12 protein-coding genes and 3 pseudogenes are annotated in these 15,053 nt (G+C 70.8%); 12 read left to right on the forward strand and 3 right to left on the reverse strand.

Features of this window, described 5'->3' with window-relative positions:
* The first annotated feature begins 44 nt into the window (after nucleotides 1-44).
* The 10 genes and pseudogenes from ACWDAS_RS34450 to ACWDAS_RS34495 all read left to right on the forward strand — a co-directional run bounded on the left by ACWDAS_RS34450 (nucleotide 45) and on the right by ACWDAS_RS34495 (nucleotide 9,251).
* Nucleotides 45-650, forward strand: a complete 606-nt coding sequence (locus ACWDAS_RS34450) for a PadR family transcriptional regulator (RefSeq protein WP_450398726.1) — start codon at nucleotides 45-47, stop codon at nucleotides 648-650.
* A 368-nt stretch (nucleotides 651-1,018) separates the two neighbouring features.
* Nucleotides 1,019-1,684, forward strand: coding sequence for a GntR family transcriptional regulator (locus ACWDAS_RS34455; RefSeq protein WP_450398728.1), 666 nt, complete (start codon nucleotides 1,019-1,021; stop codon nucleotides 1,682-1,684).
* Nucleotides 1,685-2,168: 484 nt separating this feature from the next.
* On the forward strand, nucleotides 2,169-2,852 hold the full coding sequence (locus tag ACWDAS_RS34460) for a HalD/BesD family halogenase (RefSeq protein ID WP_450398730.1): 684 nt from the start codon (nucleotides 2,169-2,171) through the stop codon (nucleotides 2,850-2,852).
* A 68-nt stretch (nucleotides 2,853-2,920) separates the two neighbouring features.
* On the forward strand, nucleotides 2,921-3,829 hold the full coding sequence (locus tag ACWDAS_RS34465; RefSeq protein ID WP_450398732.1) for a class I SAM-dependent methyltransferase: 909 nt from the start codon (nucleotides 2,921-2,923) through the stop codon (nucleotides 3,827-3,829).
* Nucleotides 3,826-5,655: a choline/carnitine O-acyltransferase gene (locus tag ACWDAS_RS34470; RefSeq protein WP_450398733.1), complete on the forward strand. Its 1,830-nt coding sequence runs from the start codon at nucleotides 3,826-3,828 to the stop codon at nucleotides 5,653-5,655. Before ACWDAS_RS34465 ends, ACWDAS_RS34470 begins: the two co-directional genes overlap by 4 nt.
* Nucleotides 5,656-6,139: 484 nt before the next feature.
* Complete coding sequence (locus ACWDAS_RS34475; protein ID WP_450398735.1) at nucleotides 6,140-6,517, forward strand: FG-GAP repeat domain-containing protein; 378 nt, start codon at nucleotides 6,140-6,142, stop codon at nucleotides 6,515-6,517.
* A complete protein-coding gene (locus ACWDAS_RS34480) occupies nucleotides 6,514-6,834 on the forward strand; it encodes a DUF7507 domain-containing protein (RefSeq protein ID WP_450398737.1) in 321 nt (106 codons plus the stop codon). Before ACWDAS_RS34475 ends, ACWDAS_RS34480 begins: the two co-directional genes overlap by 4 nt.
* Nucleotides 6,835-6,880: 46 nt before the next feature.
* A pseudogene (locus ACWDAS_RS34485) lies at nucleotides 6,881-7,228 on the forward strand (alpha-hydroxy-acid oxidizing protein); the annotation flags it as partial.
* Between the two features lie 254 nt (nucleotides 7,229-7,482).
* Nucleotides 7,483-8,211 carry an SDR family NAD(P)-dependent oxidoreductase gene (locus ACWDAS_RS34490; RefSeq protein ID WP_450398770.1) on the forward strand — a complete coding sequence of 243 codons (729 nt, stop codon included), beginning with the start codon at nucleotides 7,483-7,485 and terminating at the stop codon, nucleotides 8,209-8,211.
* A gap of 137 nt (nucleotides 8,212-8,348) precedes the next feature.
* A complete protein-coding gene (locus tag ACWDAS_RS34495) occupies nucleotides 8,349-9,251 on the forward strand; it encodes an ABC transporter substrate-binding protein (RefSeq protein ID WP_450398739.1) in 903 nt (300 codons plus the stop codon).
* A gap of 279 nt (nucleotides 9,252-9,530) precedes the next feature.
* Here ACWDAS_RS34495 and ACWDAS_RS34500 read toward each other — a convergent pair.
* The 3 genes and pseudogenes from ACWDAS_RS34500 to ACWDAS_RS34510 form a co-directional block, all read right to left on the reverse strand.
* Nucleotides 9,531-10,522, reverse strand: a pseudogene (locus tag ACWDAS_RS34500) (PP2C family protein-serine/threonine phosphatase); the annotation flags it as partial.
* A gap of 366 nt (nucleotides 10,523-10,888) precedes the next feature.
* The gene (locus ACWDAS_RS34505) at nucleotides 10,889-12,361 is read right to left on the reverse strand and encodes a dihydrolipoyl dehydrogenase family protein (RefSeq protein ID WP_450398741.1); all 1,473 of its coding nucleotides are present in this window, start codon (nucleotides 12,359-12,361) and stop codon (nucleotides 10,889-10,891) included.
* Nucleotides 12,362-12,714: 353 nt separating this feature from the next.
* Nucleotides 12,715-13,185, reverse strand: coding sequence for a VOC family protein (locus ACWDAS_RS34510; RefSeq protein ID WP_450398743.1), 471 nt, complete (start codon nucleotides 13,183-13,185; stop codon nucleotides 12,715-12,717).
* A gap of 764 nt (nucleotides 13,186-13,949) precedes the next feature.
* Between ACWDAS_RS34510 and ACWDAS_RS34515 the strand changes: the two genes are divergently transcribed.
* Nucleotides 13,950-14,816, forward strand: coding sequence for a helix-turn-helix transcriptional regulator (locus ACWDAS_RS34515; RefSeq protein WP_450398745.1), 867 nt, complete (start codon nucleotides 13,950-13,952; stop codon nucleotides 14,814-14,816).
* A gap of 8 nt (nucleotides 14,817-14,824) precedes the next feature.
* A pseudogene (locus tag ACWDAS_RS34520) lies at nucleotides 14,825-15,005 on the forward strand (IS982 family transposase); the annotation flags it as partial.
* Nucleotides 15,006-15,053: the final 48 nt, after the last annotated feature.

Consider the following 15,053-nt stretch of genomic DNA (forward strand, 5'->3'; position numbering starts at 1 on the left):
ACTAGTCTCTAGTCAACTAGTTCGACCGTGAGTAGTATCGGGCCATGAGCACTGCGCCCCGGAGTTCCCCCCTCGCCCTGACCGTCCTGGCCCTGCTGCACTACAAGCCGCTGCACCCCTACGGCATCCAGCGATTGCTCAAGGAATGGGGCAAGGACCAGGTCGTCAACGTCGGTCAGCGGGCAGGCCTGTACCGGACCATGGACCGCCTGCTCGCTGCCGGACTGATCGCCGTCCGCGAGACGGGCCGGGACGCGCAGTACCCGGAGCGCACGGTCTACGAGGTCACCGACGCGGGCAGCGAGACGGCACACCGCTGGCTGGACGAGATGCTCTCCACGCCCAAGCGGGAGTTCCCCGAGTTTCCCGCCGCGCTGTCGCTGCTCATGATGCTGACCCCGGAGGCGCTGAGGGATGCCCTCAGCCGCCGCGCCAAGGCCCTGGAAGCGGCCCTCACCCAGCACGAGGCGGACCTCGCCCGGGAAGCGGAAAGCGGGCTGCCGCGGATCTCGACGCTGGAGCTGGAGTACCTGCGCACGATGACGGCGGCCGAGCTGGCGTGGGTCCGGGGCGTGCTGGCCGATTTCGCAGAGGGACGCCTGGCCTGGTCACCCGAGGAACTGCTCGCACACGCAGGCGATGACGAGTGATCGCCGAGGCGGCTGGGCAGCACCGGACCCGTCGCGGCCGTGCGTTACCGGTGCAGGCCCCGTGGGACACGGGGCACGGCGGCACTGGTGTCGGTGAGGTGGTCGCTGCCCGAGTGGCGCTCCCCGACCGGCCCTTGATCGTCAGGCCGGGGAACTCCACCGCGTTCCTCGCCGGCTGGACCGCCGGCAACGCGCCCAGCACCCCCGAACAAGCCGCCGGGCGAAGACGTTGACGTCGCCGTGTGGGAGTGTCGTGTCCGCCGGGCGCACGGTCCAGGGCCACGATCCGATCTCGCCGTTCGATACTCTCCCTCACGCCGAGTGAGGCCCATGGATCAATGAAACAGGAGAGCTCAGGGGAGGCCACGATGCTGTTCAACGGACTGCCGCAGGGATCGATGTTCAAGCTGGAGCGCCCCAAACCGCTGCGCGAGCGCGTGTACGAGGCTCTGCTGGAGCTGATCAGCTCAGGGGCACTGCACCCTGGCCGGCACCTGGCGGAGAGCGAGCTCGCGGACCACCTCGGCGTCTCCCGGCAGCCCGTACGCGAGGCGCTGCAGCGGTTGAACACCGAAGGGTGGGTGGACCTTCGCCCCGCCCGGGGTGCCTTCGTCCACCAGCCGACCGGCGACGAGACCGACCAACTCTTCGTTGTCCGCGCTCTGCTGGAGACCGAGGCGGCGCGCCTGGCCGCGGTCGGCTCCTCCGCCGAGGGACTTGAGCGGCTGGACGAGCTGTGCGCGACTGGCGAGGCCGCGGTCGCCGACGACGACGTGGACGCGGTGGTGATCGCGAACGCCACGTTCCACGCTTGTGTCATGGAATTGGCCGGGAACGCGGTGCTCGCGGAGCTGGCCGCCCATGTCGAGCGCAGGGTCCGCCGGTACTACACACCCATCGCCCGCCAGGCCTGGGTGGAGCACCGCGAGCTGATCGCGGCCATCGCCGCCCGCGATGACGTACGCGCCCAGCAGGTCATGCGCGCCCACACCGAGAACGCCAGGACACGCTTCCCGCCAAGGCCACGCAGTTGACGTCGCCACGCTGACGGCAGGAGGGTTTCCCGGCCGCACACGGTTGACGCCGCCTCGCGTCCCGCAGGGTCCGGCGCTCGATACAGGTGAGGACAGCCTCGTGCGGGCTACTCACCTGATCTCTCCCAGGATGCCCGGGCCTTCAGGCCGGGGAGGCGGCCACTCAGTGTCGTGTGTTACAGACAACGTGGCGGCCATTATGAGAGCTTCAACCCGGGTACCTCTCGGGGGAGTTGCCGACGAGCCAGGGGGGATCCAGGATTCCTCGGGACGGTCTGCCCGCACGTGGAGAGGGTCGCATGAGCACTTCGGAAGCCATCGCGCTTGACCAAGTGGTCGACACCGCTCGGTATCCGCTGACAGAACTCGACAGCGCCGCAGGGCAGGCCGTGGTCTCCCACGCCCGGCGCGAACTGGCGGTTCTCGGCTGCACCGTCCTGCCTGACTTCATCCGTCCGTCGCTCCGCGACGTCCTGCGGCAGGAGTGCTCGGCCATCGCCCCCATGGCGCACTACGACGCCGAAACGGTCAACGTCTACAACATCGCGGTGGACTCGGACCTGCCGCAGGACCACCCCGGCCGCAGGACGTTCCGGCGGGCAACGCCTTCGTCGCGCGGGACCGTGTCCCGGCGAGCTCCCTCATCAGCCGGCTCTACTGCGACACGGCGTTCCAGGACTTCGTCGCCCGCTGCTTCGGACTGCCTCGGCTGCACGAGCTGGCCGACCCGCTCTCCGGACTGGTCCTCAATGTCGTCCTGCCGGGCATGGAGCACCCGTGGCACTTCGACACCAACGAGTTCACCGTGAGCATGCTCACACAGGAGGCGCAGGCCGGCGGCGTCTTCGAGTACTGCCCCAACATCAGGTCCGCCCAGGACGAGTGCTTCGACGACGTACGGCACGTGCTGGAAGGCCGGGGCGAGAGGTTGATCCGGCGGCTCGCCCTGCAACCTGGCGACCTGCAGCTGTTCAAGGGCCGCTACTCCCTGCACCGCGTGAGCCCGGTGCGCGGCGAGGCCGCGCGCCACTCCGCGATCTTCGCCTACAGCGAGCGCCCCGGCGTCATCGGGAGCGTGGCCCGGACCCGGCAGCTCTTCGGCCGGGTGCTGCCCGAGCACCTGGCGGCCGAGGGCCGGGCCGTACGGGGCGACCGACTGCTCGACTGACTGGCGGCGAGGTCCCGCGGTCGCCGGCCGTTTCCCTCACTCTGCGATCCACGGAGGAATAGAGCCCCGTGCGTTTCGACACGACCGGAAAGGTCTCCCTTGACCACATCTACACCCAGCCCGATCCGCGCAGCTATTTCCGCGTGCTCCGCCCTCTCGGCTACTGCGTGCCGCAGCATGCCAAGCCCTACTTCGCCAAGCTCATCAAGGAGTACCGGGAGTCCCGGCACGTCGCGGTGCCCCAGGTACTGGACATAGGCTGCAGTTACGGGATCAACGCCGCCCTGCTGAAGTACGACGCGACCATGGACGAGCTGTACGCGCGCTACTGCGGCCCGGATGGCGGTGCCGCGACGGCTGCCGATGCCGGCACGCGCACGGAACTCCTGGCCCGGGACCGGGAGCTGGCCCGGTCCCGGCGGCCCGCGCAGGACATCCGCTTCGTCGGCCTGGACACCTCCGGCAGCGCGCTGTCCTACGCGCTCGATGCCGGGTTCCTCGACGCCGGGGTGCACGCCGACCTGGAGGAGCACGCCCCCACGCCCCGGCAGCGCGCCCAGCTCGCCGGGACGGACCTGGTGATCTCGACGGGGTGCCTGGGATACGTCACCGAGCGGACGCTCACCCACGTGGTCCGGGCGCAGGAGGGCCGCAGGCCCTGGATGGCGCACTTCGTGCTCCGGATGTTCCCGTTCGATCCCGTCGAACGCGCCCTGGCCGAACTGGGGTACCAAACGATCCGGGTCGACGAGGTCTTCAGACAGCGACGGTTCGCCTCCCCGGAGGAACAGGCCCTCGTACTCGAGACGATGTCGGCCGCCGGGGTGGATGCTCGGGGTCTGGAGACGGAAGGCTGGCTCCACGCGCAGCTCTACCTCTCCCGGCCGGGCGACGGCACATCGGAGCCTTGGGCCGGAGGGCTCGCCTCCTGCGAGGACACCACAGGTCCGCACGACTCGAGAAAAGAGCCGAATTGAACACCAGTCAGGAAAGCGCGGTCGGTGCGACCTTCGCCCAGGAGGACGGCCTGCCGCGCGTGCCGCTGCCGACGCTGGAGGCGAGTTGCGAGAGGTTCCTCGCGTGGTGCGCGCCGCTGCTGACCGCCGAGGAACTGGCAGCCACCCAGGCGGAGGTGGCCGCCTTTCTGCGGCCTGACAGTCCAGGCCGGGTGCTGCACGCCGCGCTGGAGGAGTACGACGCCACAGACGGCGTCCACAGCTGGCTCGACACGTTCTGGCCGTACCGATACCTGGGCCGAAGGGACCGGATCGCGCTCAACGCCAACTTCTTCTTCCTGTTCCAGGACACCGGCCAGGCGCAGGTGGAGCGGGCGGCCGGACTCATCGCCGGCGCCCTCAACTACAAGCGCCAGCTCGACCAGGAGCTCATCGCGCCGGTGACTCTGCGCGGCCGGCCCCAGTCGATGGTGCAGAACAAGTTCCTGTTCTCCACCACCCGGATCCCCGGCGCGCAGCAGGACACCGTCCGCGCCCCCTACAGCGAGCAGTCGCCCGGTCCGTCCAGGGCCCGGCACATCGTCGTCTTCCACCGGGGCAGCATGTTCCGGCTGGACGTACTCGGCCCCGGCGGCGTCCCGCACAGCCTGGACGACCTCGAGGCCGGCCTGCGCGCCGTGATGAAGGCCGGCTCCGAGCCGGCCGGCCCGGACACCTCGGTGGGCCACCTCACCACCATGGCCCGCGCCGAATGGGCGGCCGCCCGCGAGTCCCTGCTCGCCCGCCACCCGCGCAACGCGGAGGCGCTGGACGACGTCGAGACTGCCCTGTTCTGCGTCTGCCTGGAGGATTTCGCGCCTGCGGACATCCAGGACGCCTGCGACGAGCTGCTCTACGGAGACCGAGGCAACCGCTGGTTCGACAAGGCCGTGTCCCTGATCGTGTTCGCCGACGGACGCGCAGGGATCAACGTCGAACACTGCGAGCTGGACGGGACCACCATTCTCAGTTTCACCGATGCCCTGCTCGGCACCCCGGCCGAGGAGCACTCCCGGCAGTCAGGAGCCCGCGCCCAGGGGCAACCGGCGCTGGAGCCGATCGTGTTCGAGCTGGACGACGCCCTGCGGGCCCAGGTGCGCTCTGCCGCCGAAGCGTTCGCCGCGTACGGCGAGAACACCGCCACCGCCACCGTCTCCTTCAGCGGCTTCGGCAGCGGCACGGCCAAGGCGCTGGGCGTGTCGCCGGACGCGTTCGTCCAGGTCGCCTACCAGCTCGCCCACTGGCGCGCCAAGGGGCTGCTGGGCGCCACGTATGAATCGATCGCCACCCGCCAGTACCGCCACGGGCGGACCGAGGCGATGCGCGTCGTCACCCCCGAGATGCGCGCCTTCGTGACCGTGATGGACGACCCGGCGGCGGACGCGGCGACCCGGCGCGCCGCGTTCCGGGCCGCCGCAGGCAGACATGTGGAACGCGCGAAAGAGTGTCAGGCCGGGCAGGCGCCCGAGCAGCACCTGTGGGAACTGGAACTGATCCAGCGGCGGCGCGGGACGGAACTGGCAGTGCCCGAGCAGCCCGCGTTGTACCGGACCCCGGGCTGGCTGACGATGCGGGACGACTACCTGAGCACCAGCTCCGCCCCGTCCGCCGGCATCCAGTACTTCGGCTTCGGGTCGACCAGCAGCCGTTGCATCGGCGTGGCCTATGTCCTGCTGCCCGAGCGGTTCCACCTCTACCTGAGCACACCGCTGCCGGTGGCCGACCAGATGCGCGCCTTCGCCGACAGGCTCCGCGAGGCGGTGGCCGAACTGTGCGACCTGCTGGCCTCCGAGCGGGCCGGGACCTGAACCCCGCCCTGGGTCCGCCACCCGCAGCGGGTGGCGGACCGGGCAGCACGCGTGCGTGCACCAGGGCCGGCTTCTCCGGGCTGGATGCGGGGTTCGCCCCGCATCCTGCGCGCTGGGCAGACCGGAGCTGAACGCACCCAGACCGTTTCGGCCCTCGCGCACACGGGACATCCACGACTGGCGGCCATCAGTTTGCCCCGGGTCGCGGCTGCGCTTGTACTGAGTTCCGGATCAACGGAAACCCACTTCCATCTGCGGTTATCCGCTGATCTCCGCATGCGCTTCGAGCAGTACGCCCTTGAGCCGCAAGGCGGACCGATCGCGCGTCACACGACGGGGCGAGCGCCCGCGGATCCGGCCCGCAGGGCTGCCTGCCCGGGGTGAACCCCCCCATGAGCCACGAGGTCGTCAGCGACCACATCCGGACCTGTCATGGGCGCCCATCACCGCCGCCACGGAGACGATCATAATACCGCCCCAGTTCGTGACGAGATACGGCCGGAACCGCCCCGAAGGGACACGACGCCCGTGGCTCGCCCTGCCGGTCGCCGCGGCCGCGCTGCCGCTGGCCCTTGGCGCCGCAGGCCCGGCGCAGGTCGCCGTGGGCGTCGGCTCCGCCTCGCACGTCGCCCGCCCCATCGCGGCCCACCGGCCAACGGTGGCGTTGGCGGTGGGCGACTTCAACGGTGACAGGAAGGCCGACATCGTGACGGCCGGCGCCGACGAGGGCGAGGTCCCGGTAGTGCTGAACAACGGCGGCGGCACATTCTCCGGCCACAGGGACTACGCGGCCGGCCGCGGCACGGCGCCGGTGGCGGCGGTCTCAGCGTCACCGACGACGGCCCCGGGACTCCGACGGTGACGTGCCCGGCCGGGACCCTGGCACCGGGTGCGTCATTCGCCTGCACCGCCGCTTACACCTCGACCGCGGCCGACGTCGCCGCGGGAAGGATCACCGACGTCGCGACCGCCACCGCCATCGCCGGCGGCCCCGGCGGCCCCACCGTCACCGCCACCAGCAACCGGCTCACCGTCGTGGCCTGCACCCCGTGCGAGGACCGTGACCACGGAGGCTGCCAAAACGGCCGTCCCGAGGGGCCCCCTTGGGACCACCGCTGGTGGGACGTCGTCGTCGGCGCCGCCCGTGGCACCTCCCGGAGCCACCGCATGCTCCTTTGAGCACCGAGGACGCCGCTGAGGGCGGCCCGTGCGCCACTGGCCCGGGCCGCCCTCCGTCCGTCGCGCCAAGGACGCCGGCGTGGATGGCATCCACTGCTCCAACCACGGCGGACGCCGGGCCAACGGCGGCCTGCCCGCCCTCGAAGCCCTGCCCGCCGTGGTCGACGCCGCCGCCCGGACGCCCGCCCTGTTCGACTCCGGTGTCCGTACGGGAGCCGACATCATCAAGGCCGTCGCCCTGCGCGCCACTGCCGTCGGCGTTGGCCGCCCCTATGCCTACGGCCTCGCCTACGGCGGCGAAGCCGGCATCGTCCACGTCCTGCGGGCCCTGCTCGCCGAAGCCGACTTGATCACGGCCGTCGACGGCTACCCCACCCTCGCCGACCTCACCCCCACTGCCTGCGGCGTGTCACCTGACACCGCGGGCCGCCCCCTCAGCGGATGTCTGCCGCCCGGCTGCCACGCCTGTTACGGAAAGACCGTCAGCGGCTGATCCACATGGAGGGACGTACACCGCGCGGCGCCCCGAATCGGCGCGCATCCTGGACATGCCGTCCCGCGCGAGATGCCTCCACACGCCCGCGCGGAACCGCCCGGCAGAAGAGGAGGAAGCGGGCCATGACTGGGGCAACCGGCAGGGTGGCATTGGTGACGGGGGCCAGCAGCGGAATCGGGGCGGCCACCGCGCGACTTCTGGCCGCGCGAGGGATGCGTCTGGTGGTCAACTACCTCAGCAGCGGCAAGGCGGCCGAGGATGTGGTGGCCGGCATCGAGGCCGCAGGCGGCCAGGCCATGGCCGTGCAGGCCGACGTGCGCGAGGCAGCGGCCGTCGACAGCATGGTCGAGCAGGTCCGGGCGGCATGGGGCGGCATCGACGTGCTCGTGCACAACGCGCTGATCCCTTATGCGGTCAAGTCGTTCCAGGACATGACGTGGGAGGAACTCGGCGGCAAAATCGACGCCGAGATGCGTGCGGCGTTCGCGGTCACGAAGGCCGTCCTGCCCACCATGACCGGACAGGGGTGGGGACGCATCGTCTATCTCGGTACCGGCCTCAGCCGCCGGCCCCGGGAAGGCATGATCGCACTGGGCACGTCCAAGGCCGCACTGGAACAGTTCGCCCGGTACCTCGCACAGGAACTGGGCCCGCACGGCATCACCGTCAACGTCGTCGCTCCCGGTCCCGTGGAAGACACCCGCATGACGGCCAATGTGCTGGACGATGCGCTCAAGCAGCGGCAGGTGGCCGCCACACCCCTGGGCCGGCTCGCGCGCCCGGTGGACGTCGCCCAGGCGGTCGCCTTCTACGCCGGCGAGGACAACGCCTTCATGACCGGTACCACGGCTCCGGTCAACGGCGGGATGTCCATGTACTGACGTACCACTGCTGACCCCCGCGCACGGGGACCGTCCCGGTCCGGCACGCACCCGGCACACCGGCCCCTCAGCACCACGACCGCGACGCCCGCGAAACGCGCGGCGAGCGGCGGTGACACGATCAACGAAGGGCGTCCATGCACACCATCGACCTTGCCTACGTCGGACGCGGCCTGCACGAGGAGCTGGCCGCCTACATCGCCGACCAGCAGGACTACTACGCCGACGAGGGCGTCCACGTCTCACTGCGCGACGGCTGCACCTGGGACGAGGAGCGGCTGCGCCGCTGCGCCACCATCGGCCTCGGCCGGGCACTGCTGTCACGGCTGACCGACGGCACCCCTTGGGTGGCACTCCACGTCAACACCGACCGCCCGCTCTTCTGGTTCCTCGCCCGCCCCGGCCTGACCTCACTGGCCGATCTGGCCGGCCGGCGGCTGGCTGTGCACGCCCCCCGCACCGCACCCGGGTGCTTCGCCAGGATCGTGCTGCGCAAGGCCGGCCTCGACCCGGACCGTGACCTCCACACCGTCGTCCGCATGCCCGGCGACTACGGCATGGATCTGCGCGGGCTGCGCGAGGGCACACTCGATGCCGCCCTGGTCGGCAGCACCATGGCGCCGGAGGCGGTAGCCGCCGAGAACGGCTGGCAGGTGCTGGCCTGGGTCGGCGAACACTTCCGGATCCCCACCGTCGGCGTGGCCGTCGACCCCACCCACATCCACCCGGACGACCCCGCGGTCCAGGCCGTCGTACGAGCCCACCGGCACGCCCTGCAGGTCATCCGCGAAGACCCCGACACCACGGTACGGCACATGCGGACCTTCCTCGGCGGACAGACCGAGGAGGAAGCCCGAGCGCACTACGAGAAGTTCATCGCACCGTTCTTCACCACCGGCGGCCATGCCGACCTGGCCGCCGGCGCCGCCGCGATCACCGCGGTCGCCGCCGAACTCGGCGTCCCCGCCACCGTCGCCGCAGCCGACTTCTACCGCACCGCGACCAGCACATCCCAGGAGTCGGCGGCGACGGCGCCGTGACGCACGCCGTACCTCAAGACCGCCCGCACGTGGTGCTGTTCTCCTCGGAGACCCCACCCCGATCAGCCCCACCCGAGCCCGCGCCCCTGACGAGTACGCCGAGCGCATGGCGCGGGCGGCTTTGTCCCGGCACCCCGGGCTCGCTCCACACCTGGCGGCGATCCTGTACGCCACGTACTTCGGCAGCCCGGTCCACCGGGATGTCCTCCTTGCCGCGGCCGCCGTCCATCACCGCAAGGAGTCAAGGAGTCCTGTACCCCGGCAGCCGTCGGCGGTGAGTCAGGGCCGGGGTCTGGGCCGGGCGATGAGTACGGACACGTCGTCGTGGTCGTCCGGATCGCGCAGTGCTTCCAGGAGCCGGTCGCAGGTCTCTTCCAGGGAGAGGTCGTGGCCGTCGAGTACGCGCAGGAGGAGGCCGAGTCGTTCGTCGATGGCATCGCGGCGTGTTTCGACCAAGCCGTCGGTGTAGAGGACCGGTTGATCGCCGCGGCGCAAGGGCACGGTGGTCGTTTCGAAGGGGACGCCGCCGACCCCGAGTGGCGCACCAGAGGGTAGGTCGAGCAGCTCGGGCGGCCTGCCTGCAGGTGTCAGTACGGGGGGCAGGTGTCCGGCTGCGGCGATGCGGCACAGGTCGCTGTGCGGGTCGTATTCGGCGTAGATGCAGGTGGCGATGTAGGGATCCAAACCGGCGGTGATCTTGTCGAGGCGTTGCAGCACCTGGGCGGGCGGGAGGTCGAGGTCGGCCAGGTTCGCGGTGGCGGTGCGCAGGCGGCCCATCGTGGCGGCCGCATCGATGCCGCTGCCCATCACGTCGCCCACCACGAGCGCGGTCTTGTCCTCCGCGAGGGGGATGACATCGAACCAGTCGCCACCGACCTCGGTGGAGGTTACGGCGGGTTGGTACCGGGTGGCGACCTCCAGACTCTCGGGCGGCGTCGGCCGGGGCAGCAGGCTGCGCTGGAGCGTCACCGCAGTGTTGCGGACGCTTTGGTACAGGCGCGCGTTGTCGAGGGACACTGCAGTTCGGCCGGCGAGCTCACCGGCCAGGGTGACGTCGTCCGCGTTGAAGGGCAGTTGATTGCGGCCGCGCATCAGCCCCAGGACGCCGAGTGCCCGGACCTGGGCGGCCAGCGGTATCGCGCGATGCCGACACTGGCCAGGACGGCGGCGGCCGCGGCGTCACGGGCGATGCGCGCCAGATCCCACTCGTCCACACGAGCCACCGTGATCGGCTGACCGGTCCGTACGCATTGGGTGGGCAGTCGGTCGGAGGGATCCCGCTCCACTCATCCCAGGTGCTCCTTCCACCTGCCAGGCCGACGCGCGCCCAGCGCAGGCCCTGGAGCTGCAGCGCTGGAATGTTTTCCGTGCCGTTCTGGTGCTTCCATAGTCTCCTGAGACGACCGACGACGCACAGCGCCGGACGAGGACGTGCGGTCACCGGGTGTGACCAGCGGAGGTACAGGAAGTGGCGCCTGAGAGGCGCGGTTGCCGTCGGCCGGGCATCCTGGCCGGTGCCGTCGACAGCCCCACGTGCGAGTGCTTTCAGGCCCGGGCGCGGGCGCTGAGGGGCAGCGAAGCCCCGCAGCGCCCGCCCCCGGGCCATGCCGGAGCCTCGTTCGGCGGATGGAGCATGCTCAGCCGCGGTAGGTCTCCAGCAGCCGCAGCCAGACCTCGCCGAGGGTGGGGAAGGCGGGGACGGCGTGCCAGAGCCGGTCGAGGGGCACCTCGCCGGCGACCGCGATGGTGGCCGAGTGCACCAGTTCCCCGACGCCGGGGCCGGCGAAGGTGACGCCCACGACGGTGTTGCGGTCGGTGTCGACGAGCATGCGGGCCCGGCCGCGGTAGTCCTCGCCGTACTGGTGGGCGCCGGCGACGTGGGCGAGGTCGTAGTCGACGACCTCGATGCGGCGCCCGCTCTGCTCGGCCTCGCGGCTGGTCAGACCGACGGAGGCGACCTCGGGGGTGGTGAAGACGACCTGGGGTACGGCCGAGTGGTCTGCGGTGCCGACATGCGCGCCCCAGGGGGCGTCGTCGACGGGCTCTCCCTTGGCGCGGGCGCCGATGACGGTGCCGGCCATGCGGGCCTGGTACTTGCCCTGATGGGTCATCAGGGCGCGGCGATTGACGTCGCCGACGGCGTAGAGCCAGCCGCCGTCGACGCCGGTGACACGGAAGGTGTCGTCGACGGTCAGCCAGTCGCCGGGGGTGAGACCGACGGTCTCCAGGCCGACGTCGCGGGTCTGCGGGGCGCGGCCGGTCGCCAGCAGGATCTCGTCCGCGGCCAGCTGCCCGCCGTCGGAGAGCGTGATCCGCACCTCGCCGTCTTCGCCGCCCGCGCGGGCCAGGGAGGTGACGGTGGTGTTGAAGCGGATGTCGACGCCTGCTTCGCGCAGTCCGTCGGCGACCAGTCCGCCGGCGAACGGCTCCATCCGCTCCAGGAGCCCGTTCTCGAGGACGAGCATGGTGACCTGGGAGCCGAGGGCCTGCCAGGCGGTGGCCATCTCGACGGCGACCACACCGCCTCCGACGACGGCGAGGCGACCGGGCACCTTGTCGGCGCTGGTGGCCTCGCGGCTGGTCCAGGGACCGACGGTGTCGAGCCCGGGGATGGGGGGCAGTGCGGCGCGGGTGCCGGTGGAGACGGCGACGGCGTGCCGGGCGGTCAGGGCGATGGTGTCGCCCTCAGGGGTCTGCACGGCCACCTGCTTGGGGCCGGTGAGGCGGCCGTGGCCGCGTATCAGGTCGACGGAGACCGAGTTCAGCCAGTCGACCTGGTCCTCGTCCTTCCAGTACGAGGACATCTTGTCGCGGTGAGCGAGGACCGCCTCGACGTCCAATGGGCCGGCCACCGCCGGGTCGAGTCCGGGTACGCGGCTCGCGTCGGCACGTGCCACCACCGGCCGCAGCAGCGCCTTGCTGGGGTCGCAGGCCCAGAACGAGCACTCACCGCCCAGCAGTTCGCGCTCGATGATCACGGTGCTGAGCCCTGCGGCGCGGGCGCGTTCGGCCACGTTCTCGCCGACCGGCCCCCCGCCGATGACGATCACGTCGTAGGTGCGGGTTGTCTCGTTCGTCACTGCTGTGTTCCTCACTGTTTCGTTCCTCATTGCTTCCGTGAGTCGGGCCGGACACTGCGGCGGCCGCGGCCCATTGCCGGCCGCGTCTGCCGTTCACCGGCGCGGACGGCGCCGGGGCCGCCGCACCGCACGGGGTCGAGGGGCCGGTCACGGGATGGGACGGCCCCGGCGGCAGAGCCGTCTGTCGGTGCCTGCGGGGTGCCCGCGGTGCCCGCTGGCCGGCGCGGCCCTGCGGCAGCTGGACAGCGGAGACCCCCCTTGCGCTCGCCCGGCGGTCCGGTGCCGGCCTTCGGTCAGGACCGCGAGCACCGCTGGGCCGGACTGGCTGCCATCCGGGCCGGACACGGCCCGTTGCAGCCCGTGGACGGTGGCTTGTGGGATTGTCAGCGGCCGGGGAGGCGCTTCGAGACCTCCTGGAGCACCCAGCCGTTGCCGTCCGGGTCGCTGAAGGTGAGGAAGGAGCCGTAGGAGGCGCGCTCGGGGTGCAGGCCGGCCAGCCGCTCCTGGCCGGGGCCGCGGTGGGTGACGTCTCCGCCCCCGTGGCCGTGGAATAGGCCGCCTGCGTCGTGGAAGATCTCGCTGACCTCGATGCCGCGGCCGACGAGCTCCGCGCGGGCCTCCTCGATGTCGGAGACGATGAGGTACAGGCCCTGGAACGAGCCGGGTGCGACGGGCGTCATCCCCTCGCCGAAGATGATCGAGCACTCGGAGCCGGGCGGCGTGAAGTGCACGACCCGGAAGTCCTCACGCGCCGTGTAGTCGACGTCCAGGCGGAATCCGGCCTTCTCGTAGAAGGCCTTGGCCCGGTCGGTGTCGGAGACGGGGAGCACGATCATTTCGAGCTTCAGATCCATGCGGATGTCCTTGCTTCTTGACGTCGGCGTGCAATGCCAGAGAACCAGCCGGGAGGCCGTGGGGGAGCGGTCCAGCAGGCCTGCTTCGGCCGTGGCCCACTGGTCCAGGTACTGGCAGGCCCCCCCCAGCCCCATCGCTGAGCAATGAGTGGTGGGTGCTTCGGGGAACGCAGTTCGACCTCGCCGGCACGGAGGCGGGCGAAGAGGTTGCCGACGCGGCCCCCGGGACGGCGCCTGGAGGACTGCAAGTCATTCGACCCCCCCGCCGGCTCCGCCCGCAGTACGTCGTGGGCGCCCGGGACCGGGGACCTGGCCGCCGCCGCCGGCGGGCCGGACGGCGGCGGCCGGTGCGGGCGGCTCGCGGCAGCGACTGCCGGAGCGTGTGTGCGGCCGTGGGCGGTAACCCAGCCTCGGCTCGCACATTTGCGGGTACCCCGGGAGCGCGGCGTCTCAGCCCGGACAGACGCGGAAGGCGATCCCGTGCCGGGCACATGGCCAGCTGCCCCAGTAACTTCCTCGACGGTCCACTTTCACGGAAATTCATGGAGGCGATGCGAATCCGCCGTCCTTCACCCGCCAGGATTACCGAAGAACGCCCGCCCGCCGACTTCAGTCGCTTGTACGGCAGAAAACAGCGCGACTCCATTCTGCTTTTCCGGGCGGCTGCTCCAGCTCCCTTCTCGCTGACGGGGACCAGCTTAAGTGGCCGTACCATTCCACTGCGTGTCTTGCCGTGGTGGCGCGCCGAGGGCTAGCCTCAATATATGGCCAAGGCATCGTCCGCTTCGGGTGACAACAAGGAGCTGAGCGATTTTCTGCGCTCGCGGCGCGCCCGGGTCGCTCCCGAGCAGGCCGGGGTCACACCGGGGGCGAGCCGCCGTGTTCCAGGACTTCGCCGCGAGGAGGTCGCCCTCTGCGCCGGATTGAGCGCGGACTACTACATCCGCCTGGAGCGCGGACGGGTGGCCAATGCCTCCGAAGCAGTGCTGGAGGCCGTAGCCCGCGCTCTGCGGCTGGATGATGCCGAGCGTGCGCATCTGTTCAACCTGGCCAGGCCGCACTCCGCGGCCAGGGTGAGCCGGCCTGCCCGTCCGAGGCGAGTGCGCCCGGGTGCGTACGCACTGCTTGAGGCGCTTCGGGATACCCCTGCCATGATCCTGGACGGCCGCATGGACGTCCTCGCCCTCAATGCGATGGCGCGCGCGATATTCGTCGATTTCGAGGCCATGCCGGCTCGCGAGCGCAATTTGGCGCGATTCATGTTTCTCGACCCTGCGGCACGTGAACTATTTGTCGACTGGGACATGGCCGCCCGCATGCTTGTCACGGGTTTGCACTTGCATGCGGGTCGGCATCCGAACGATCCGCAACTGGCCGAGCTGATCGATCAACTGTCGGCGGCGGACGCAGAATTTCGCCGATGGTGGGCCGCGCACGACGTGGAGGAGTTTTCCCACGGCACCAGACACTACCGGCACCCCTTGCTCGGCGAAATCACCCTGAACTATGAGACCCTTATATTTCCAGGCGACCCGGGCCAGTGGTTGTTCGTGAGCACAGCTGAACCCGGCTCACGGTCTTTTGCAGCCTTGCGCACTCTCGCCGGCCGGATCGGCAACCTGGACACCTAGATGATCGAGCCCGCTGGGTGCGGCACCGCCACGCCCGGCTGCGGCACCTGTTTCGTACCTGCCCCTGCGGCCCGGCTACAACAAGCGGCTGCGCCGAGCCGCCGAGCTGACCGGACAGCGATCGGGGTGCTCGCAGCCGATAGGGCGCTGTGGAGCGACGACGTGTGGGTCGTGGACTCCGCACCGGTGGCCAGACTCTCCACATCGGCGTCTCGATGGCCATCGGTGCCCCGCGGA

Source organism: Streptomyces sp. NPDC001070, assembly GCF_053598835.1.